A 23895-nucleotide genomic window follows, 5' to 3' on the forward strand; every position below is an offset into this window, starting at 1 on the left:
AAAAGAAGTATAATCATAACTCAATTATACTTCTTATATATATCTATTATTTATTTTTAAAATATGCTTTTTCTTTTAGTAATTTAATTTTATTCATAAACCCATCACTAGGCTCAAAATAAAATTTTTTAAAGTTATCTCCTACTTTATATATACAACAAAACTTACTCCCAATAAACGTAGAACAAATATACTTTTTACTGCTACTAATATGAACACCTGCACTGTAGTTTTTATATTTACCAATATAATCTATATCCTTTAATTTAATATCTTCTAGTATTTTAACCTCTTCACCTTTTATCTTATGGATAATGAATTGATCTGCTACGATTGAATACTTATACTTAACCTTACATTTTGAAAACTCCATATAGCAAAGAGCAATCATTAGTGTATTAAAGAACATAGTTACAAACGTCTTAATATTTATTCTGCCTATACTTACTTTAGTGAATACGTCTGATAAGCATATAAATACAATTAATGTAATAAATAACAATACTATAGCTGGAAACTTTTTTCTTTGAACCATCTCTTTATACATAAAAGCCAGACCCCCTAAATCAATTAAAAATACTAGATATAAATAGTTTTGTGACCAACATATGTGATTATACTAGCATTTCATATATTAATCTACTTGTACTAAGCTCCCTATAGTGCGTATACCATAATATATGCCCATATATGTTATTTATACTAATCCATATGTATCAATATAGGTATTTCTAGCTTTTTCGCTATATTTCTTAATTTAAATAAAAGTTATAGATATTTTATTTATTTATATCCACTAAAAAATTAACTGAGCATATCTAAAATAAGCAAAACTTTACCATTTACTATAACAAATAATGAAGTAGGTAGACATCGTGTAATTAGGTTCAAATATTTATTGTACAACCCTCCGTTAGTTAGGTTAGATAGACCCTTCTCAGCCTATTGGCTCCACAAGCCTGCTGGGCACACCACAAAAAAAACACTTTGTAATATTTACAAAGTGTTTTGGAGGCGCCACCCGGATTTGAACCGGGGAATAAAGGTTTTGCAGACCTTGACCTTACCGCTTGGCTATAGCGCCATAACTTGGTGGCTAGACCAGGAATCGAACCAGGGACACGAGGATTTTCAGTCCTCTGCTCTACCGACTGAGCTATCCAGCCACATTACCTGGCGACAACCTACTCTTCCACAAGGTCACCCCTGCAGTACCATCGGCGCATTGAAGCTTAACCTTCGTGTTCGGTATGGGAACGGGTGTTACCTTCATGCCATAATCACCAGATTGAGAATATAAATATTCTCTGAAAATTGCACAGTGAATTAGTCTTTTCGCTCACGCTCAAAGCCTCGCTTCTTTCTTACGAAAGAAGTATATCGCATTACTTTTAATTATATATTTAGGTCAAGCCCTCGACTTATTAGTATTAGTCAGCTGAACATGTTACCATGCTTACACCTCTAACCTATCAACCTGGTGGTCTTCCAGGAGTCTTACTAACACCGCACTTACGTGCGAGTTATGGGAAATCTCATCTCAGGGTGGGCTTCACGCTTAGATGCTTTCAGCGTTTATCCCTTCCAAACATAGCTACCCAGCGATGCCACTGGCGTGACAACTGGTGCACCAGAGGTTTGTCCATCCCGGTCCTCTCGTACTAAGGACAGCTCCCTTCAAATTTCCTACGCCCGCGACGGATAGGGACCGAACTGTCTCACGACGTTCTGAACCCAGCTCGCGTGCCGCTTTAATGGGCGAACAGCCCAACCCTTGGGACCTACTTCAGCCCCAGGATGCGACGAGCCGACATCGAGGTGCCAAACCTCCCCGTCGATGTGGACTCTTGGGGGAGATCAGCCTGTTATCCCCGAGGTAGCTTTTATCCGTTGAGCGATGGCCCTCCCACGAGGTACCACCGGATCACTAAGCCCGACTTTCGTCCCTGCTCCACTTGTAAGTGTCGCAGTCAGGCTCCCTTCTGCCTTTGCACTCTTCGCGCGATTTCCAACCGCGCTGAGGGAACCTTTGGGCGCCTCCGTTACTTTTTTGGAGGCGACCGCCCCAGTCAAACTGCCCACCTAACAATGTCCTGTGACCAGATTCATGGCCTCCAGTTAGAACCTCAGTACTGTCAGGGTGGTATCCCAAGGATGACTCCACACAGGCTGACGCCCATGTTTCTCAGTCTCCCACCTATCCTGTACAGACAATACCGAAATTCAATGCTAAGCTACAGTAAAGCTCTACGGGGTCTTTCCGTCCAATCGCGGGTAGCAAGCATCTTCACTTGCACTACAATTTCGCCGGATGTGTTGTTGAGACAGTGCCCAAATCATTACGCCATTCGTGCGGGTCGGAACTTACCCGACAAGGAATTTCGCTACCTTAGGACCGTTATAGTTACGGCCGCCGTTTACTGGGGCTTAAGTTCATACCTTCGCTTGCGCTAAGTAATCCCCTTAACCTTCCAGCACCGGGCAGGCGTCAGCCCCTATACATCAGCTTTCGCTTTAGCAGAGACCTGTGTTTTTGCTAAACAGTTGCTTGGGCCTATTCTCTGCGACCTACTTACGTAGGCACCCCTTCTCCCGAAGTTACGGGGTCAATTTGCCGAGTTCCTTAACAACAATTCTTCCGATGGTCTTAGGATTCTCTCCTCACCTACCTGTGTCGGTTTGCGGTACGGGCACCAATATCCTCGATAGAGACTTTTCTTGGCAGCGTGGAATCAGATACTTCAGGAATAAATTCCCTTCCCCATCACATCTCAGCGTTAAGAGCAAACGGATTTGCCTGTCTGCTCCGCCTAAATGCTTAGACACACATCCAATAGTGTGCACATCTTATCCTCCTGCGTCATCCCATTTCTAATAACGTCCATTGGTGGTATCGGAATATCAACCGATTGTCCATCACCTACGCCTTTCGGCCTCGGCTTAGGTCCCGACTAACCCTGAGAGGACGAGCCTTCCTCAGGAAACCTTAGGTTTTCGACCGTTAAGATTCTCACTTAACTCTCGCTACTCATGCCAACATTCTCACTTCTGTACCGTCCACCACTCCTTACGGTATGACTTCAGCCAGTACAGAAAGCTCCTCTACCGCGTACACAATTGTGTACACCCATAGCTTCGGTGGTAAGTTTTAGCCCCGGACATCTTCGGCGCAGGATCTCTTGACTAGTGAGCTATTACGCACTCTTTAAATGAGTGGCTGCTTCTGAGCCAACATCCTAGTTGTCTTAGAAATCCCACATCCTTTTCCACTTAACTTACACTTTGGGACCTTAGCTGATGGTCTGGGCTGTTTCCCTTTTGACTACGGATCTTATCATTCGCAGTCTGACTGCCGAAATAAAAGTATATGGCATTCGGAGTTTGATAGGGTTCAGTAACTGTTGTCAGCCCCTAGCCCATTCAGTGCTCTACCTCCATTACTCAATTAATCGACGCTAGCCCTAAAGCTATTTCGAGGAGAACCAGCTATCTCCGAGTTCGATTGGAATTTCTCCGCTATCCACAGCTCATCCCATGGTTTTTCAACACCAACGTGGTTCGGACCTCCACGGAATTTTACTTCCGCTTCATCCTGGCCATGGATAGGTCACCCGGTTTCGGGTCTACGACATGCAACTATGCGCCCTATTCAGACTTGGTTTCCCTTCGGCTCCGTACCTTAAGTACTTAACCTTGCTACATATCGTAACTCGTTGGCTCGTTCTACAAAAAGCACGCCGTCACACATATAAAGTGCTTCGACCGGTTGTAGGCACACGGTTTCAGGTTCTATTTCACTCCCCTTCCGGGGTTCTTTTCACCTTTCCCTCACGGTACTTCTTCACTATCGGTCACTAGGTAGTATTTAGCCTTGGGAGGTGGTCCTCCCAGCTTCCCACAAGGTTTCACGTGTCTCGTGGTACTCTGGATTAGATCTGACTGTTTTTCCTTTTCATTTACAGGCCTATTACCTTCTGCGGAGCAGCTTTCCAGCTATCTTCAATTAAGGAATTGCAGTATTTATGATCTATCCTCAACCCCCAGATCAAAGACCTGGGTTTGGGCTCTTTCCCTTTCGCTCGCCGCTACTTAGGAAATCGATGTTTCTTTCTCTTCCTCCGGGTACTTAGATGTTTCAGTTCCCCGGGTCTACCTCTGCATACCTATTTATTCAGTATGCAGTACATAGTTGTTACTATGTGGGTTCCCCCATTCGGAAATCTTTGGATCACAGGCTATTTGCGCCTACCCAAAGCTTATCGCAGCTTAACGCGTCCTTCTTCGGCTCCTAGTGCCAAGGCATTCGCCATGCGCCCTTTGTAGCTTGACCTTGATTCTGTCTATTTACATAGACGGTTATATTAATTTTGCGAAATTGTATTAAATTAATTTATAAACTACTTGCGTAGTTTTAATTTTTTTAAAACAACTTTTTTCACTGTGCAATTTTCAAAGAACATTTTAAGAAAAACTATTCATTATCTAACTCCTAAGAGTTAGATAAAATTAGTCTCTCAAAATTAAACAGAGAACTAGGTACGATTAATTACAATAGATATTTTTGAAGAACAAATTAATATTCTTCTATTGCATCGACCGAAGTCAATACATCTACTCCCTAGAAAGGAGGTGATCCAGCCGCAGGTTCTCCTACGGCTACCTTGTTACGACTTCACCCCAATCATCAATCCCACCTTCGGCCGCTGGCTCCTTACGGTTACCTCACGGACTTCGGGTGTTACCAACTCTCATGGTGTGACGGGCGGTGTGTACAAGGCCCGGGAACGTATTCACCGCGACATGCTGATTCGCGATTACTAGCAACTCCGGCTTCATGTAGGCGAGTTGCAGCCTACAATCCGAACTGGGATGAGTTTTTGAGTTTGGCTCCACCTTGCGGTCTTGCATCTCTTTGTACTCACCATTGTAGCACGTGTGTAGCCCTAGACATAAGGGGCATGATGATTTGACGTCATCCCCACCTTCCTCCCGGTTAACCCGGGCAGTCTCACTAGAGTGCTCAACTTAATGGTAGCAACTAATGATAAGGGTTGCGCTCGTTGCGGGACTTAACCCAACATCTCACGACACGAGCTGACGACAACCATGCACCACCTGTCACCCTGTCCCGAAGGACTTCGCCCATCTCTGGGTTATGCAGGGGATGTCAAGTCTAGGTAAGGTTCTTCGCGTTGCTTCGAATTAAACCACATGCTCCGCTGCTTGTGCGGGCCCCCGTCAATTCCTTTGAGTTTTAATCTTGCGATCGTACTCCCCAGGCGGAATACTTAATGTGTTAACGGCGGCACCGAGGTTCGACCCCCGACACCTAGTATTCATCGTTTACGGCGTGGACTACCAGGGTATCTAATCCTGTTTGCTCCCCACGCTTTCATGCCTCAGCGTCAGTTACAGTCCAGTAAGTCGCCTTCGCCACTGGTGTTCTTCCTAATCTCTACGCATTTCACCGCTACACTAGGAATTCCACTTACCTCTCCTGCACTCTAGACACCCAGTTTCAAATGCAGCACCCAAGTTAAGCTCGGGTATTTCACATCTGACTTAAATGTCCGCCTACGCATCCTTTACGCCCAGTAAATCCGGACAACGCTTGCCACCTACGTATTACCGCGGCTGCTGGCACGTAGTTAGCCGTGGCTTCCTCCTCTGGTACCGTCATTATCGTCCCAGAAGACAGAACTTTACAACCCGAAGGCCTTCATCATTCACGCGGCGTTGCTGCGTCAGGGTTTCCCCCATTGCGCAATATTCCCCACTGCTGCCTCCCGTAGGAGTCTGGACCGTGTCTCAGTTCCAATGTGGCCGATCACCCTCTCAGGTCGGCTACGCATCGTCGCCTTGGTGAGCCGTTACCTCACCAACTAGCTAATGCGCCGCGGGTCCATCTCAAAGTGGAATTTTCCGAAGAAAAATCCTTTGATGTTTCGATCATGCGACCAAAACATATTATGCGGTATTAATCTCCCTTTCGGGAGGCTATTCCCCTCTTTGAGGCAGGTTACCCACGTGTTACTCACCCGTCCGCCGCTAATCCACCCCGAAAGGTTTCATCGCTCGACTTGCATGTGTTAGGCACGCCGCCAGCGTTCGTCCTGAGCCAGGATCAAACTCTCAATTTAAAAGTTTACACTTTTTTAGTTGAAATGATTAATCTGCGACAACTGTTAAGTTGTTACGCAAGCTCATTACATACTTTTAGTCTTACGACTAAATTTTACTTTATACTAAAGTAATTAACTGGTTTAACGAAATATTATTTCGCTATCTTTACCTATTTCTCTGTTTAATTTTCAAAGACCAATTTGTTATTCGTATCTACCGTCATGTGACGACTTCTACTATTTTACTGTTTAGTTTTAATTTTGTCAACACTTTTTTATATGTTAACATCCTCAAACCCGACATCATCACTTTCTTTCGACGACAAGAATTATTTTAACACAACAAAATAATCGTATATTTGAATTATGGCTCATATATTCAATTTATTCTCATTTCTCTCCACTATTCACTATTAATTCTAATAATATCACATATTGATACACTAGGATAAGTATATAGTTTTTTAACTATATTTGTAGATTTTGAAGTTCCTATTATATTTTATTTTCTTATTAACAACAACTAACTTTTTTAGACTGTTATACTATAGTTAAGGAGTTGAGCTTATGTGCTATAGATTATTAAAAACAATTATAAAAAACACTGCTAGTATAGTTTTTTTTGGAGGTGCAGGCGTATCTACAGAAAGTTGTATTCCTGATTTCCGTTCTGCAAAGGGTCTATATAATATAGAAACTGATTTGAAATTTCCTCCTGAAGTTATTTTAAGTCATTCTTTTTTTATAAATCATACCGAGGACTTTTTTAAATTTTATAAATCCAACATGATTTTTGAAGATGCAATTCCCAATGATGCGCATATTGCATTATCTACCCTAGAAGAAAAGAATAAATTAAAAGCTATAATCACTCAAAATATTGATGGTTTGCATCAAATGGCAAGATCCAAAACTGTATACGAACTTCATGGATCTATACATAAAAATTACTGTATGAAATGCAATAAATTTTTTAACTTAGATTATGTGTTAAATAGTAAAACCATAGTTCCTAACTGTAATGTCTGTGGTGGTATTATTAAACCAGATGTAGTTCTTTATGATGAAAGTTTAGATATGTCTGTCTTAAACAGCTCTATTAAATCGATAAGTATTGCTGATACACTGATTGTGGGTGGCACTTCTCTTGTGGTATATCCCGCTGCAAATCTTATAAAATATTTCAGAGGAAATAATTTAATTCTTATTAACAAGTCTTCTACCCCTTACGACAAACAAGCAAATTTAGTAATTCATGATAGCATAGGTAAAGTTTTAAGTACAGTATGTAAATTTTAATTTAGTCGAATATAAATTCAGTTTTTTAACCAAATAAAAACCGCTAAGTATAACTGAGGCCACTGAAAAACTATATGAAAAATCGTCATCTAATTAAAGATGGCGATTTTTTTATATAAAAGACTAAAAAACAAAAAGGAATTTTAAAAGATATGTCGAATTAGTATAGTAGAATAAAATAAAAGGGGCTAAACTATTATGCTAAAAGGACAATTGGAAATAAAAATAAATACATACCATAGCTTATATTCGTTAATTATTCCGAAAGATAACATTTTAAAGCAAATTAATGACCTTGTTGACTTTTCATTTGTTTATGACGAATTGATGATTAACTATAGTTCATCTATGGGTAGAGGTGCTATTAACCCCATAATGCTATTTAAATATTTACTTTTGAAAGTAATATATGAATTGTCTGATGAAGATGTTGTTGAAAGAACTCTTTATGACATGTCCTTTAAATATTTTCTAAATTTAGCCCCAGAAGAAACAAATTTAATAAACTCAAGTACACTAACTAAATTTAGAAAGCTTCGCCTTAAAGACATGAATTTATTGGATTTATTAATAAACAAGACTGTAGAACTTGCTATAAAAGAGGGAGTTTTAAAAAGTAAAGCAATAATAGTTGATGCTACGCATACCAAGTCACGTTATAACCAAAAGTCAGCAAGCGAGGAATTATTGAAACGTGCAAAAAACTTAAGAAAAACATTGTACGGAGTACATCCTGGTATTAAAGAAGAGTTACCTAATAAAGTTACAACTGGAGTACTTGAAGATATTCTTGAGTACTGCAAATTATTAATTGATACCATAAACGAGAAGCCAGAAACTGCAGCAAATCCAGCTGTGAAAACTAAATTAAACTACTTAATGGAAGCTATTAATGATGACTTAGAAAATCTAAAAATATCAAAAGATGAGGATGCAAAAGTGGGGCATAAAACTGAGGATAGTTCTTTTTTTGGATATAAATCACACCTTGCTATGAGTGAAGAACGTTTAATTACAGCAGCTGTTATTACAACTGGCGAAAAAAGTGATGGAAAGGAGCTCATAACCTTAATAGAAAAAAGCCGTGAGGCTGGTATAGATGTAAATGAAGTAATTGGAGATACAGCTTATTCTGAAAAGAAAAACCTAGAATATACAAAAGAAAATAAAATTGCATTAATTTCAAGACTAAATCCTGTAATTTCACAAGGAATGCGAAAAAAAGAAGATGAATTTGAGTTTAATAAAGATGCTGGTTTATTTGTATGTCCGGCAGGTCATATGGCTATTAAAAAAGCAAAACAGGGAAAGAAGAATGTTGGTAAAAATCAAGTGCTAACCTACTATTTTAATGTAGAAAAGTGTAAAAATTGTGTTCATAAAGATGGGTGTTATAAAGAAGGCGCTAAATCTAAAACTTATTCAGTTTCAATAAAGTCAAATACTCACAAAGATCAAATAGAGTTCGAAAAAAGTGAATATTTTAAAAAACGAGCTAGGGAACGTTATATGATAGAGGCTAAAAACAGTGAACTTAAGCACCAACATAGCTATGATGTAGCAATATCGTCAGGCTTAATTAGCATGCAAATGCAAGGTGCATTATCAATCTTCACTGTGAATCTAAAGAGAATAATTAAGTTGAAAAGCATGAAATAGGGCTTTTAAAACTTAATTATAAAATAAAAAGCATGAGATATCCCAAATATGGATATCTCATGCTTTTTCTATTCAAGCTTGAAAACTCTACTAAATAAAGAGTGCTTTTTTCAGCGGCCTCGTATAACTTAGCGGTTTTTTCTTACCTGGCGACAACCTACTCTTCCACAAGGTCACCCCTGCAGTACCATCGGCGCATTGAAGCTTAACCTTCGTGTTCGGTATGGGAACGGGTGTTACCTTCATGCCATAATCACCAGATTGAGAATATAAATATTCTCTGAAAATTGCACAGTGAATTAGTCTTTTCGCTCACGCTCAAAGCCTCGCTTCTTTCTTACGAAAGAAGTATATCGCATTACTTTTAATTATATATTTAGGTCAAGCCCTCGACTTATTAGTATTAGTCAGCTGAACATGTTACCATGCTTACACCTCTAACCTATCAACCTGGTGGTCTTCCAGGAGTCTTACTAACACCGCACTTACGTGCGAGTTATGGGAAATCTCATCTCAGGGTGGGCTTCACGCTTAGATGCTTTCAGCGTTTATCCCTTCCAAACATAGCTACCCAGCGATGCCACTGGCGTGACAACTGGTGCACCAGAGGTTTGTCCATCCCGGTCCTCTCGTACTAAGGACAGCTCCCTTCAAATTTCCTACGCCCGCGACGGATAGGGACCGAACTGTCTCACGACGTTCTGAACCCAGCTCGCGTGCCGCTTTAATGGGCGAACAGCCCAACCCTTGGGACCTACTTCAGCCCCAGGATGCGACGAGCCGACATCGAGGTGCCAAACCTCCCCGTCGATGTGGACTCTTGGGGGAGATCAGCCTGTTATCCCCGAGGTAGCTTTTATCCGTTGAGCGATGGCCCTCCCACGAGGTACCACCGGATCACTAAGCCCGACTTTCGTCCCTGCTCCACTTGTAAGTGTCGCAGTCAGGCTCCCTTCTGCCTTTGCACTCTTCGCGCGATTTCCAACCGCGCTGAGGGAACCTTTGGGCGCCTCCGTTACTTTTTTGGAGGCGACCGCCCCAGTCAAACTGCCCACCTAACAATGTCCTGTGACCAGATTCATGGCCTCCAGTTAGAACCTCAGTACTGTCAGGGTGGTATCCCAAGGATGACTCCACACAGGCTGACGCCCATGTTTCTCAGTCTCCCACCTATCCTGTACAGACAATACCGAAATTCAATGCTAAGCTACAGTAAAGCTCTACGGGGTCTTTCCGTCCAATCGCGGGTAGCAAGCATCTTCACTTGCACTACAATTTCGCCGGATGTGTTGTTGAGACAGTGCCCAAATCATTACGCCATTCGTGCGGGTCGGAACTTACCCGACAAGGAATTTCGCTACCTTAGGACCGTTATAGTTACGGCCGCCGTTTACTGGGGCTTAAGTTCATACCTTCGCTTGCGCTAAGTAATCCCCTTAACCTTCCAGCACCGGGCAGGCGTCAGCCCCTATACATCAGCTTTCGCTTTAGCAGAGACCTGTGTTTTTGCTAAACAGTTGCTTGGGCCTATTCTCTGCGACCTACTTACGTAGGCACCCCTTCTCCCGAAGTTACGGGGTCAATTTGCCGAGTTCCTTAACAACAATTCTTCCGATGGTCTTAGGATTCTCTCCTCACCTACCTGTGTCGGTTTGCGGTACGGGCACCAATATCCTCGATAGAGACTTTTCTTGGCAGCGTGGAATCAGATACTTCAGGAATAAATTCCCTTCCCCATCACATCTCAGCGTTAAGAGCAAACGGATTTGCCTGTCTGCTCCGCCTAAATGCTTAGACACACATCCAATAGTGTGCACATCTTATCCTCCTGCGTCATCCCATTTCTAATAACGTCCATTGGTGGTATCGGAATATCAACCGATTGTCCATCACCTACGCCTTTCGGCCTCGGCTTAGGTCCCGACTAACCCTGAGAGGACGAGCCTTCCTCAGGAAACCTTAGGTTTTCGACCGTTAAGATTCTCACTTAACTCTCGCTACTCATGCCAACATTCTCACTTCTGTACCGTCCACCACTCCTTACGGTATGACTTCAGCCAGTACAGAAAGCTCCTCTACCGCGTACACAATTGTGTACACCCATAGCTTCGGTGGTAAGTTTTAGCCCCGGACATCTTCGGCGCAGGATCTCTTGACTAGTGAGCTATTACGCACTCTTTAAATGAGTGGCTGCTTCTGAGCCAACATCCTAGTTGTCTTAGAAATCCCACATCCTTTTCCACTTAACTTACACTTTGGGACCTTAGCTGATGGTCTGGGCTGTTTCCCTTTTGACTACGGATCTTATCATTCGCAGTCTGACTGCCGAAATAAAAGTATATGGCATTCGGAGTTTGATAGGGTTCAGTAACTGTTGTCAGCCCCTAGCCCATTCAGTGCTCTACCTCCATTACTCAATTAATCGACGCTAGCCCTAAAGCTATTTCGAGGAGAACCAGCTATCTCCGAGTTCGATTGGAATTTCTCCGCTATCCACAGCTCATCCCATGGTTTTTCAACACCAACGTGGTTCGGACCTCCACGGAATTTTACTTCCGCTTCATCCTGGCCATGGATAGGTCACCCGGTTTCGGGTCTACGACATGCAACTATGCGCCCTATTCAGACTTGGTTTCCCTTCGGCTCCGTACCTTAAGTACTTAACCTTGCTACATATCGTAACTCGTTGGCTCGTTCTACAAAAAGCACGCCGTCACACATATAAAGTGCTTCGACCGGTTGTAGGCACACGGTTTCAGGTTCTATTTCACTCCCCTTCCGGGGTTCTTTTCACCTTTCCCTCACGGTACTTCTTCACTATCGGTCACTAGGTAGTATTTAGCCTTGGGAGGTGGTCCTCCCAGCTTCCCACAAGGTTTCACGTGTCTCGTGGTACTCTGGATTAGATCTGACTGTTTTTCCTTTTCATTTACAGGCCTATTACCTTCTGCGGAGCAGCTTTCCAGCTATCTTCAATTAAGGAATTGCAGTATTTATGATCTATCCTCAACCCCCAGATCAAAGACCTGGGTTTGGGCTCTTTCCCTTTCGCTCGCCGCTACTTAGGAAATCGATGTTTCTTTCTCTTCCTCCGGGTACTTAGATGTTTCAGTTCCCCGGGTCTACCTCTGCATACCTATTTATTCAGTATGCAGTACATAGTTGTTACTATGTGGGTTCCCCCATTCGGAAATCTTTGGATCACAGGCTATTTGCGCCTACCCAAAGCTTATCGCAGCTTAACGCGTCCTTCTTCGGCTCCTAGTGCCAAGGCATTCGCCATGCGCCCTTTGTAGCTTGACCTTGATTCTGTCTATTTACATAGACGGTTATATTAATTTTGCGAAATTGTATTAAATCAATTTATAAACTACTTGCGTAGTTTTAATTTTTTTAAAACAACTTTTTTCACTGTGCAATTTTCAAAGAACATTTTAAGAAAAACTATTCATTATCTAACTCCTAAGAGTTAGATAAAATTAGTCTCTCAAAATTAAACAGAGAACTAGGTACGATTAATTACAATAGATATTTTTGAAGAACAAATTAATATTCTTCTATTGCATCGACCGAAGTCAATACATCTACTCCCTAGAAAGGAGGTGATCCAGCCGCAGGTTCTCCTACGGCTACCTTGTTACGACTTCACCCCAATCATCAATCCCACCTTCGGCCGCTGGCTCCTTACGGTTACCTCACGGACTTCGGGTGTTACCAACTCTCATGGTGTGACGGGCGGTGTGTACAAGGCCCGGGAACGTATTCACCGCGACATGCTGATTCGCGATTACTAGCAACTCCGGCTTCATGTAGGCGAGTTGCAGCCTACAATCCGAACTGGGATGAGTTTTTGAGTTTGGCTCCACCTTGCGGTCTTGCATCTCTTTGTACTCACCATTGTAGCACGTGTGTAGCCCTAGACATAAGGGGCATGATGATTTGACGTCATCCCCACCTTCCTCCCGGTTAACCCGGGCAGTCTCACTAGAGTGCTCAACTTAATGGTAGCAACTAATGATAAGGGTTGCGCTCGTTGCGGGACTTAACCCAACATCTCACGACACGAGCTGACGACAACCATGCACCACCTGTCACCCTGTCCCGAAGGACTTCGCCCATCTCTGGGTTATGCAGGGGATGTCAAGTCTAGGTAAGGTTCTTCGCGTTGCTTCGAATTAAACCACATGCTCCGCTGCTTGTGCGGGCCCCCGTCAATTCCTTTGAGTTTTAATCTTGCGATCGTACTCCCCAGGCGGAATACTTAATGTGTTAACGGCGGCACCGAGGTTCGACCCCCGACACCTAGTATTCATCGTTTACGGCGTGGACTACCAGGGTATCTAATCCTGTTTGCTCCCCACGCTTTCATGCCTCAGCGTCAGTTACAGTCCAGTAAGTCGCCTTCGCCACTGGTGTTCTTCCTAATCTCTACGCATTTCACCGCTACACTAGGAATTCCACTTACCTCTCCTGCACTCTAGACACCCAGTTTCAAATGCAGCACCCAAGTTAAGCTCGGGTATTTCACATCTGACTTAAATGTCCGCCTACGCATCCTTTACGCCCAGTAAATCCGGACAACGCTTGCCACCTACGTATTACCGCGGCTGCTGGCACGTAGTTAGCCGTGGCTTCCTCCTCTGGTACCGTCATTATCGTCCCAGAAGACAGAACTTTACAACCCGAAGGCCTTCATCATTCACGCGGCGTTGCTGCGTCAGGGTTTCCCCCATTGCGCAATATTCCCCACTGCTGCCTCCCGTAGGAGTCTGGACCGTGTCTCAGTTCCAATGTGGCCGATCACCCTCTCAGGTCGGCTACGCATCGTCGCCTTGGTGAGCCGTTACCTCACCAACTAGCTAATGCGCCGCGGGTCCATCTCAAAGTGGAATTTTCCGAAGAAAAATCCTTTGATGTTTCGATCATGCGACCAAAACATATTATGCGGTATTAATCTCCCTTTCGGGAGGCTATTCCCCTCTTTGAGGCAGGTTACCCACGTGTTACTCACCCGTCCGCCGCTAATCCACCCCGAAAGGTTTCATCGCTCGACTTGCATGTGTTAGGCACGCCGCCAGCGTTCGTCCTGAGCCAGGATCAAACTCTCAATTTAAAAGTTTACACTTTTTTAGTTGAAATGATTAATCTGCGACAACTGTTAAGTTGTTACGCAAGCTCATTACATACTTTTAGTCTTACGACTAAATTTTACTTTATACTAAAGTAATTAACTGGTTTAGCGAAATATTATTTCGCTATCTTTACCTATTTCTCTGTTTAATTTTCAAAGACCAATTTACTTTGTCATCATGTGACGACTTCTACTATATTACTAGGTATTTCTTGTTTTGTCAACAACTTTTTAAAACTTATTTTCATTTGAAAACATATTAAATAGTTATCAACACTTAGTTTATCGTGCACTCGTTTGTGACGACAAGGAGTATTCTATCATATAAATAAGAGTATAATTTCACAACATAGGTACTCTAGCTAGATTATATTCATATTTCTACATATAAGTCTAAATAATTCAATATTCCGCATCCTGATACACATGGGTAAGTATCATTTATACTAATAATCTAGATACTCTGTTTAATATTATAAGACCTTTGTACAGATTACCAAAATTCGTTGCTACTAATAGTCATGTTAATATATTTACATGATTCTTCATAATAACTATTCCACTTATAAAAGTAAATAGCTTCTCAATCAATACTCCGAGTATTCCAACTTTTCCAAAACAAGTAAGTCCATTTCGACTTCCAAAACTCTGATAGACTAAATATATGGGGTATTGAAACGATTCGTGAAAAAACAGCTACAAGATATTACTCTCCATTTTTGATGAACTATAAATCAAAAACAGACTACTATTTTATGGCTGGTATGGAATGACATAAAATAAGAAAGATACGACAGAACTGAATCTAAACTTATGTTACATTAACTCTACAAATTGGAATTTGACGTGGAGATTATACTTATATACTTTTTTCTTTATCTAATAATGGCAGCAGATAATTTTTTATTAATTTCATTCTATCTTTTGGTAGCATCATAAATTTAGAAGCAATAGCAACTACCATATTTCTTTCTGGTAAGCAACAAATCACGTTACCTCCATCCCCAATAGCACAATACGCAAATTCATCTTCTTTAAATAGCCACCAAAGATATCCATAATGATTTGAATTATCCTGTAGAGATTCCCCAATCCATTCTCTTGAAATTATCTGTTTATCATTCCAATTTCCATAATTCAAATAGAGTTGTCCAAATCGAGCCATATCAACTGCTGATAAAGTAACTCCCCAACCACCGGTACTGTTCCCCTTAGGATCAGATACCCATCCACAAACATTCTTACCCTTAATAAAATCCATATAGGTAGCAGTAGTCATTTCATAATTTGGCGGTTGTTTCATTCCAATTGGTTCAAATAAATATTCATTTGCAAATTCTCTTGCTGTCTTTCCGGTTGCTTTTGTAAGTATTACAGATAATAAATGCGCTCCGGCTGTAGAATACTTGAATGTACCGCACTCATCTTTTCCGCCTAATAAATCAAGCGCATATTTTGCCCAATCTGAACTACTACATAATTCTTTAAAAGGTTCTCGCTTATAAATATATGGTGCTGTCATTGTAATAAGATGTTTTATCGTTATTTCTTGCTTTTTACTATCTACGAGTGTGCTATCATACTCTGGAAAGAAATCCAGCACCTTTTGGTTTACACTCTCTATAAATCCTTTATCAATAGCAATTCCTATCAGTGCAGATAATACACTTTTTGTTACCGAAGCAACATGAACTGTATCTCCTCTTCTATAACTGTATTTGTCAAGTGAAAACTCCCCCATATTCTAACCCAAAACTCCTCCACCAAAAATTGTAAAAAAAAATAATATTCCCTCCAAATTAATTATATAGTGAAGGGAAATTTTATTATTGTTTTGCGAGCCATTCTTTAGTTTCCTTTAATCTGTAGGAGTTACCATTCATATTTACTATATATGCCTTATGCGTAAGTCTATCGATCATTGCAGCGGTCATAATAGGGTCTTTAAATATCTCATTCCACCTTTCAAAGGATAAATTTGTGGTTACTATAGTTGATTTTCTACCTGCTCTTAATGATAAGTGACTAAATAAAAGTTCTGAACCTTCTTTATCATAAGAAATATATCCCAATTCATCAGCAATAATTAAATCATATTTATCAAATTTATTTTCAAATGCTCTTAATACTTTCTGAGAACGACTTTCTTTTAATTGGGTGATAAGCGATGATACCGTAATAAAAAGAACTTTATAGCCAGCTAAACAAGCTTTTATTCCAAGGCCAATACTCATGTGGGTCTTGCCTGTCCCAGGATTTCCAGCTAAAATTACATTTTGTCCTGTACTAATAAATTCAAGTGAACTTAACGTCTTTAATTTCTTTTTAGCATCAACTGGTAAATCTTCAACTACAAGATCTTCGATATATTTTTTATAAGGAAACTTTGCTATTCTAATTCTATTTTGTTTACTACTTTCACTTCTTAAAACAGATTCTTTTTCCAATAATTTGTAAAGAAATTCTTCATAGCTTATGTCATTAATGCAAGCATCTTTCGCACCCACCTCAAAGTTGTTTTTTATACCTGCAAGTTTAAGATCTATTGCTAATTCTTCAATATCTTTATATAATTTCTTCTTATTTATCATATTATAGCCACCTCATTATTAAAATCTTCCGTTGATATTGGTATTAAAGATTTATACACATCTAGTAAACCGTTAGGTTCAAATTCAACAGTTGAATTTAGTTGGATAACATTATTTTCGATAAAATTAGTATAATCTCTATTACAAATAGACTTTATTTTTTCGGTTGTTATATCCGTAGGATTTATTTTATTTAATAAATTTATTGCATTTAGGACCTTAGAGATATTACTTTTACCTATAAATAAAAGTAATTCTATAAAATCTTTCTCTTTTTTGTTATAATAGGTATCATAGATGTTTTGAATCCTAGGGTCTGCTTGTAGCATTGCAGTGCTTGAAGCTAATGATCCTGGCTTTCTTTTAAAGGTATTAAGATAATGTTCAAGCTTAATAGACCATTCATAAAATCCTAACTTCCTTTCATGGGAAGCTATTTTTTTACCCTCACTAAAGCAAACAATGTCATTGGAATATACTTTTATGAATATTCTTTTTCCAACATATATATCAGGTACAGAATACCGACAGGTATTCACTGAGAATGTCGAATATTTATCCACTCTAGGTTCTTCTATCCTAGCAGTGTCAAGTTTTGCAATATAATGCCCCATATGTTGTCTTTCCTCATTAAGAATTTCTTTTGCAGTCTTCATATTTTTTATTTTATGTGGTTGGCTATTCAATTTATCGCATGTTTCCATCAGATATTTATTAGCTTCTTCTAATGATTTAAAACTATCATTTTTACTAAAAGACTTACGTCGTACTACCTCTACACTTCGCTCGACATGACCTTTTTCATTTCCAGCTCGAGTATTGCAAAACCTAAAATCAAAGCCATAATACATGGACATTTTAAGCAATGCATCCGTAGGTTCTTTCTCAGTAGGTCCTACAAATTTTTTAACTGCAACTCTCATGTTATCATAAACGATTGTTCTATATACTTGTCCTATATGTTCAAAAAACAAAGCATGAGCTTCTTGAAAACACTCTGAATTTTGTTTAGCAAATAACTGTGCATATCTATAATTCCCTTTTGCAGATGTAAATACAGCCATTTGAAATGTTCTATCCACAGCATTAATAGTTAACTTTACTTCCCCCCAATCAAATTCACAAATATCCCCAAGCTCATATTCTGATTTTATAAATGCCTCGGCTCCATTCTCAAGTAATTTATTTATATAGTTACTCACAGTTGGATAACTTATATCGTAATCGTCTTCTTTTAACGCTTCATATATATCAATTTTCTTTTTTTGCTGCTTATGCCTCCCGGCATGCCGTTTTTGCTGGTTTTCTTCAATATACCCCTTTATCTTATTTATAATTTCATCGGTTAATTTTTTCTTTTTTCTATTTATGCAATTGTATTTAGGTTTCTCAACAATACTGTCCTGAAGTTCTCTTATATCATCAATTCCTCCATTAAAATTCAAAATTTCTTGTCTTGCCACTTCGTATTCTTTAACATATTTACTAATGGTTTTTCTATCAATTCCGGTCTCTCTAGCTATGGACCTTTGAGACTTTCCGTTTAGATGTGCCGATATTATGATGTGTTGTTTTTCACTCAATTTAATCATCTCCATTTCCCCCTCTTATGATGCCTCTCATAAGAAAGTTTACTGTAAGGTGGGGGATATTTCAATTAGAATTGTGGGGTAGTTTTAGATTAACATATACAATAACCATTGAAATAATTTTCATAAATCGTGTTGCTATCTTTCACAACAACAATACCTGCTATATTTTTATATTTCTTTGCTATTAATTCTTCTAGATCACCATGAAAGTATTCTTTTTTAAACACATTATTTCCTCCTCACATTAATCAAACCTTCTTCACGGGTAAATACACATCTGTGATAAACTCTTTCGGTCTCTCAGTTTCCAGAGGATTTGTTACATAAACATCAAATGGAGGTTTTGCCACACAATATCTTTCTTGTTCTACCCATTCATGTTGCTTTGCATATACTGAAGTAATTTCTGAATAGGCTCCTTTAAGTCGGGTTTTAATGCACAATCCCGGATTAAAATCTTTTGTACCGGTGACATATTCTTTAATTGGAATTGCAAATTCAATATCATACCTTTCAAATAAATATTCCTCACTATGATATATTGTCATTGGCGGACCTATCATTGTAAGACCATCTTCTGCTATTCTTTTATACAATTGATTAAAAAATACGTCATATCCTAAATTGCATTCTTCTATACTTACTAATTTACGAATTGATAAAATATACATAGCCGGTACTTCTACAAGCATAATATCTAAATCTTTTATATTGCTAAATACAGATTCACCTTTTTGAAGATTTTGTATATCGTTACTTAGTTGTTGCAGCATTATATCATAGGCTGTTACCTTTGCTTGAATATCATATTTCTTTTTATTCAACAACACTATTAATTTTTCTTCAAACTGATCTTTTTCTAATTGTAAAAGGGTTTTTATTTCTTCTAATGAAATTTCATACGATTTTAAACGCTTAATAAGAAGCATTGTTTCTAACTGTTTTATAGAGTAATATCGATATCCATTCTCTGGATTAATTTCTTCCGGATTAATTAGACTAATCTCTGCATAATACCTAAGTGTCTTGGTGGACACTTGACATATCTTCGAAAACTCTCCAATTGAAAGCATAAATCCAACTCATCCTCCTTTCATATTCATCTATCCTCAAATACAATAATAAACCTTCCCCTAAGGTTAAAGTCAATTACACTTATAAAAAATAAATAGTTTCTGTTACTATGAATACAGCCAGATTATTAAATAATCTGCCTGCTCCTAATTACTTTACTCTAGTTCTTCAATCTCAAGTTCTATTTTATAGTTGAGAATTATATCAACTATATGAATTGCATCTCTTGAATTTGTATTTATAATACCTATTCCAAATCTTAAATACTGATCACTTACAGCTGAGTACATTGTCACACCTTTCTCTAAGTCATAATGAGGGTTATAGCATTCATTTAAAGCTTCAATTGCCGATTTAACTCTTACACCATCTGACGACGAAGTACTGCCATTTCCCCAATATTTAGCATAGGGCTGTTTATGTTGGCAGTATATCGATATCTACTGCCCATGTATATCCAGCATTGATATATCCCCTACAATTTTCTATCCAGAGTTTTGCTGCCGACTTCCTCCAGATTCCACCTCACGGTGGACACCCTTGTCTTAATCTAACGGTTGGTACCATTCCCCCGCATCGGACTTTCACCGACAAGTAAGCGCCAATTTCAGGCACACAATCGAGTAGGAGCTAAATAATTAATTTATTTAGCGACCTCTCACACCACCGTGCATACCGTTCGGTACACGGCGGTTCAATAGAAATTAATGTTTTAATAAATATGTCTCAGATATAGAAACTAATCCTATATTTTTAAGGTATTTATTGGTCAATGTTTTGTTTAATATAGGGCTATTGGATGTTCTCCAATAGCCTTTCCTTGTATTTGCATATTGCAAAGCTTTATTGTTTGGTATTCCTAATTTAACAAGGTTCCCATATTTTGTTTTAATCTTTTTCCATTGTTTCCAAAAACACATTCTAATTCTTCGCCTTAACCATTCATCAAGTGTTTTAAGAATACTTTTAATGTCTGCAATAGCAAAATAATTTATCCATCCAACTATCACTTGCTTAAGTTTCATAAACCTATATTTCATGCTCATCGCATTACTTCTTGAAGTTAATTCTTTTAGCTTTGCTTTGAATTTGATTATAGGTTTTTGAGGAACTCTCATTCTGTATTCACCTTTTGCCCGGTAAAATGAAAATCCTAAAAATTTAAGTTTCCAAGGTCTATCTACTGTACTCTTTTCTTTATTCACTCTAAGCTTTAACTTTTCCTCAATAAATCTCGTAATACTCTTCATTACTCTATTTGCTGATTTCTCACTTTTGACGTATATATTCGCATCATCAGCATATCTACAAAAGTTTAGTCCTCGTTTTGTTAGTTCTACATCGAGTTCATGTAACATTACGTTACTTAATAATGGGGACAAAGGCCCGCCTTGAGGTGCTCCTTCTTCTGTATTCATAAATACCCCATTTATCATCACTCCACTTTGTAGATACTTTCGTATCAGAGAAATTACTCTACTATCTTTAATATCTTCCGATAGTATCCTTATTAATTTATCATGATTTATCGTATCAAAGTATTTAGAAAGGTCTATATTCACCGTCCATGTATGTCCAGCATTAATATATCCCCTACATTTTTCAACAGCTTGTTTTCCACTTCTTAAAGGTCTAAAACCGTAACTATTATCAGAAAATTTCTTTTCATATACTGGTATTAGAGTTTGTGATATCGCTTGTTGAATAACTCTATCTAATACAGTAGGTATTCCAAGTAGCCTAATTCCACCGTCAGGTTTTGGTATTTCTACCCTTCTTACGGCTAGAGGTCTATATCTACTTTCTAATAATGATTGCCTTAATTCTTGTCCATGCTCTTTTAGATAATGTAGAAGTTCATCTACTGTCAAACCATCAATCCCATGACTTCCTTTATTGGCTTTTACTCTTTTATATGCTTTATTCATATTATCTCTCGATAATATCTGCTCGAGTAAACCATTATCATATTCATTCACATCGTTTCTTCCTTCTTCTGACATAGAGGAAATACTATGCACTTCTACATTACCTTCGAGTTCCACTCTATTCTCTCGTAGAGAGCCTTCTTTATGAAGTTGTCTGCTTTTATCATATTTTCTCGTATCCTTCAAAATTCCAAAACCTCCTATTGTTCAGTCCTTCCCACGCTAACGCGTTTTGCATGGTACTATGACGTCTGCTGACTTCTGATAGTTCAGCCATACATCACTGTATGGGTTGTTATTTCTAAATTCATATCCACAACTTACCTATCAGATCTCCCCGGGTAAGAACGCAATCTTTCACTCCATCTATCTGCTACATTTACACCACTTGTTTCGAATAGTTTTGGGCTTCGTTTTGTATTGCAAACTTACCCACAAGCATATGCCTTATATGTAGTTTCTGTTCGTCAGACCGGAGTTTGGCCGCCAACTTCCTTCAGATTCCATCTCACGATGGACACCCTTGTCTTAAGCTATGCACTTGGCACTATTAACCCGTGCTAGGGACTTTCACCCATTAGATTGCGCCCATGCCGGGCGCACAATAAAAACCGCTAAGTATAACTGAGGCCGCTGAAAAAAGCACTCTTTATTTAGTAGAGTTTTCAAGCTTGAATAGAAAAAGCATGAGATATTCATATTTTGGATATCTCATGCTTTTTATTTTATAATTAAGTTTTAAAAGCCCTATTTCATGCTTTTCAACTTAATTATTCTCTTTAGATTCACAGTGAAGATTGATAATGCACCTTGCATTTGCATGCTAATTAAGCCTGACGATATTGCTACATCATAGCTATGTTGGTGCTTAAGTTCACTGTTTTTAGCCTCTATCATATAACGTTCCCTAGCTCGTTTTTTAAAATATTCACTTTTTTCGAACTCTATTTGATCTTTGTGAGTATTTGACTTTATTGAAACTGAATAAGTTTTAGATTTAGCGCCTTCTTTATAACACCCATCTTTATGAACACAATTTTTACACTTTTCTACATTAAAATAGTAGGTTAGCACTTGATTTTTACCAACATTCTTCTTTCCCTGTTTTGCTTTTTTAATAGCCATATGACCTGCCGGACATACAAATAAACCAGCATCTTTATTAAACTCAAATTCATCTTCTTTTTTTCGCATTCCTTGTGAAATTACAGGATTTAGTCTTGAAATTAATGCAATTTTATTTTCTTTTGTATATTCTAGGTTTTTCTTTTCAGAATAAGCTGTATCTCCAATTACTTCATTTACATCTATACCAGCCTCACGGCTTTTTTCTATTAAGGTTATGAGCTCCTTTCCATCACTTTTTTCGCCAGTTGTAATAACAGCTGCTGTAATTAAACGTTCTTCACTCATAGCAAGGTGTGATTTATATCCAAAAAAAGAACTATCCTCAGTTTTATGCCCCACTTTTGCATCCTCATCTTTTGATATTTTTAGATTTTCTAAGTCATCATTAATAGCTTCCATTAAGTAGTTTAATTTAGTTTTCACAGCTGGATTTGCTGCAGTTTCTGGCTTCTCGTTTATGGTATCAATTAATAATTTGCAGTACTCAAGAATATCTTCAAGTACTCCAGTTGTAACTTTATTAGGTAACTCTTCTTTAATACCAGGATGTACTCCGTACAATGTTTTTCTTAAGTTTTTTGCACGTTTCAATAATTCCTCGCTTGCTGACTTTTGGTTATAACGTGACTTGGTATGCGTAGCATCAACTATTATTGCTTTACTTTTTAAAACTCCCTCTTTTATAGCAAGTTCTACAGTCTTGTTTATTAATAAATCCAATAAATTCATGTCTTTAAGGCGAAGCTTTCTAAATTTAGTTAGTGTACTTGAGTTTATTAAATTTGTTTCTTCTGGGGCTAAATTTAGAAAATATTTAAAGGACATGTCATAAAGAGTTCTTTCAACAACATCTTCATCAGACAATTCATATATTACTTTCAAAAGTAAATATTTAAATAGCATTATGGGGTTAATAGCACCTCTACCCATAGATGAACTATAGTTAATCATCAATTCGTCATAAACAAATGAAAAGTCAACAAGGTCATTAATTTGCTTTAAAATGTTATCTTTCGGAATAATTAACGAATATAAGCTATGGTATGTATTTATTTTTATTTCCAATTGTCCTTTTAGCATAATAGTTTAGCCCCTTTTATTTTATTCTACTATACTAATTCGACATATCTTTTAAAATTCCTTTTTGTTTTTTAGTCTTTTATATAAAAAAATCGCCATCTTTAATTAGATGACGATTTTTCATATAGTTTTTCAGTGGCCTCGTATAACTTAGCGGTTTTTTTCTTACCTGGCGACAACCTACTCTTCCACAAGGTCACCCCTGCAGTACCATCGGCGCATTGAAGCTTAACCTTCGTGTTCGGTATGGGAACGGGTGTTACCTTCATGCCATAATCACCAGATTGAGAA

Annotated in this window: 11 protein-coding genes, 2 tRNA genes and 7 rRNA genes; 2 read left to right on the top strand and 18 right to left on the bottom strand. The window is 38.6% G+C overall.

Translation table 11 applies throughout. The features are described from left to right. Positions 1 to 46: 46 nt before the first annotated feature. From KTC92_RS11930 to KTC92_RS11955, 6 genes are all read right to left on the bottom strand, one after another. On the bottom strand, positions 47 to 547 hold the full coding sequence (locus tag KTC92_RS11930; RefSeq protein ID WP_165414588.1) for a hypothetical protein: 501 nt from the start codon (positions 545 to 547) through the stop codon (positions 47 to 49). A 462-nt stretch (positions 548 to 1009) separates the two neighbouring features. Further along, positions 1010 to 1084: transfer RNA gene (locus KTC92_RS11935), tRNA-Cys, on the bottom strand. A 6-nt stretch (positions 1085 to 1090) separates the two neighbouring features. After that, positions 1091 to 1166 (bottom strand) — tRNA-Phe (locus KTC92_RS11940). A gap of 5 nt (positions 1167 to 1171) precedes the next feature. Then, positions 1172 to 1288: ribosomal RNA gene (gene rrf, locus KTC92_RS11945) — 5S ribosomal RNA — on the bottom strand. Positions 1289 to 1404: 116 nt separating this feature from the next. Continuing rightward, positions 1405 to 4330: ribosomal RNA gene (locus KTC92_RS11950) — 23S ribosomal RNA — on the bottom strand. Positions 4331 to 4622: 292 nt separating this feature from the next. Beyond that, a 16S ribosomal RNA gene (locus KTC92_RS11955) occupies positions 4623 to 6140 on the bottom strand. Together the 16S, 23S and 5S rRNA genes with 2 tRNA genes alongside form the textbook arrangement of a ribosomal RNA operon. Before the next feature lie 549 nt (positions 6141 to 6689). On the opposite strand from KTC92_RS11955, the gene KTC92_RS11960 reads away from it, so the two are divergent. Both KTC92_RS11960 and KTC92_RS11965 read left to right on the top strand, forming a co-directional pair. Beyond that, on the top strand, positions 6690 to 7421 hold the full coding sequence (locus tag KTC92_RS11960; protein ID WP_220287896.1) for an NAD-dependent protein deacylase: 732 nt from the start codon (positions 6690 to 6692) through the stop codon (positions 7419 to 7421). 198 nt (positions 7422 to 7619) lie between these two features. Continuing rightward, entirely contained in the window at positions 7620 to 9080 is a 1461-nt protein-coding gene (locus KTC92_RS11965) for an IS1182 family transposase (protein WP_220287894.1), read from the top strand. A 144-nt stretch (positions 9081 to 9224) separates the two neighbouring features. Here KTC92_RS11965 and rrf (KTC92_RS11970) read toward each other — a convergent pair. The 12 genes from rrf (KTC92_RS11970) to rrf (KTC92_RS12025) form a co-directional block, all read right to left on the bottom strand. After that, positions 9225 to 9341: ribosomal RNA gene (gene rrf / locus KTC92_RS11970) — 5S ribosomal RNA — on the bottom strand. A 116-nt stretch (positions 9342 to 9457) separates the two neighbouring features. Further along, positions 9458 to 12383, bottom strand: a 23S ribosomal RNA gene (locus KTC92_RS11975). A 292-nt stretch (positions 12384 to 12675) separates the two neighbouring features. Continuing rightward, positions 12676 to 14193 (bottom strand): 16S ribosomal RNA (locus tag KTC92_RS11980). Between the two features lie 877 nt (positions 14194 to 15070). Beyond that, entirely contained in the window at positions 15071 to 15952 is an 882-nt protein-coding gene (locus KTC92_RS11985; RefSeq protein ID WP_258280595.1) for a serine hydrolase, read from the bottom strand. An 85-nt stretch (positions 15953 to 16037) separates the two neighbouring features. Continuing rightward, entirely contained in the window at positions 16038 to 16802 is a 765-nt protein-coding gene (gene istB / locus KTC92_RS11990; RefSeq protein ID WP_258876041.1) for an IS21-like element helper ATPase IstB, read from the bottom strand. Next, positions 16799 to 18394 (bottom strand): IS21 family transposase, encoded by a 1596-nt coding sequence (gene istA / locus KTC92_RS11995; protein ID WP_220287875.1) that lies wholly within the window; start codon positions 18392 to 18394, stop codon positions 16799 to 16801. Before istA ends, istB begins: the two co-directional genes overlap by 4 nt. An 89-nt stretch (positions 18395 to 18483) precedes the next feature. Then, positions 18484 to 18621, bottom strand: coding sequence for a hypothetical protein (locus tag KTC92_RS12000; RefSeq protein ID WP_220287889.1), 138 nt, complete (start codon positions 18619 to 18621; stop codon positions 18484 to 18486). A 21-nt stretch (positions 18622 to 18642) separates the two neighbouring features. After that, positions 18643 to 19467 (bottom strand): MerR family transcriptional regulator, encoded by an 825-nt coding sequence (locus KTC92_RS12005; protein WP_220287887.1) that lies wholly within the window; start codon positions 19465 to 19467, stop codon positions 18643 to 18645. Positions 19468 to 19623: 156 nt separating this feature from the next. Next, a complete protein-coding gene (locus KTC92_RS12010; RefSeq protein ID WP_216304604.1) occupies positions 19624 to 19908 on the bottom strand; it encodes a Tn3 family transposase in 285 nt (94 codons plus the stop codon). A 264-nt stretch (positions 19909 to 20172) separates the two neighbouring features. Then, the gene (gene ltrA, locus KTC92_RS12015) at positions 20173 to 21582 is read right to left on the bottom strand and encodes a group II intron reverse transcriptase/maturase (protein ID WP_258280593.1); all 1410 of its coding nucleotides are present in this window, start codon (positions 21580 to 21582) and stop codon (positions 20173 to 20175) included. 561 nt (positions 21583 to 22143) lie between these two features. Then, positions 22144 to 23604 (bottom strand): IS1182 family transposase, encoded by a 1461-nt coding sequence (locus KTC92_RS12020; protein WP_220287894.1) that lies wholly within the window; start codon positions 23602 to 23604, stop codon positions 22144 to 22146. 167 nt (positions 23605 to 23771) lie between these two features. Further along, positions 23772 to 23888: ribosomal RNA gene (gene rrf, locus KTC92_RS12025) — 5S ribosomal RNA — on the bottom strand. Positions 23889 to 23895 lie beyond the last annotated feature (7 nt).

Source organism: Clostridium sp. CM027 (assembly GCF_024730565.1).
Classification (GTDB): domain Bacteria; phylum Bacillota; class Clostridia; order Clostridiales; family Clostridiaceae; genus Clostridium_AD; species Clostridium_AD estertheticum_B.

Bases quoted from the DNA above. Each gene is read 5' to 3' on its own strand.
- KTC92_RS11930 (WP_165414588.1), bottom strand. From the start codon at position 547: ATGTATAAAGAGATGGTTCAAAGAAAAAAGTTTCCAGCTATAGTATTG.
- KTC92_RS11960 (WP_220287896.1), top strand. From the start codon at position 6,690: ATGTGCTATAGATTATTAAAAACAATTATAAAAAACACTGCTAGTATA.
- KTC92_RS11965 (WP_220287894.1), top strand. From the start codon at position 7,620: ATGCTAAAAGGACAATTGGAAATAAAAATAAATACATACCATAGCTTA.
- KTC92_RS11985 (WP_258280595.1), bottom strand. From the start codon at position 15,952: ATGGGGGAGTTTTCACTTGACAAATACAGTTATAGAAGAGGAGATACA.
- istB (WP_258876041.1), bottom strand. From the start codon at position 16,802: ATGATAAATAAGAAGAAATTATATAAAGATATTGAAGAATTAGCAATA.
- istA (WP_220287875.1), bottom strand. From the start codon at position 18,394: ATGATTAAATTGAGTGAAAAACAACACATCATAATATCGGCACATCTA.
- KTC92_RS12005 (WP_220287887.1), bottom strand. From the start codon at position 19,467: ATGCTTTCAATTGGAGAGTTTTCGAAGATATGTCAAGTGTCCACCAAG.
- KTC92_RS12020 (WP_220287894.1), bottom strand. From the start codon at position 23,604: ATGCTAAAAGGACAATTGGAAATAAAAATAAATACATACCATAGCTTA.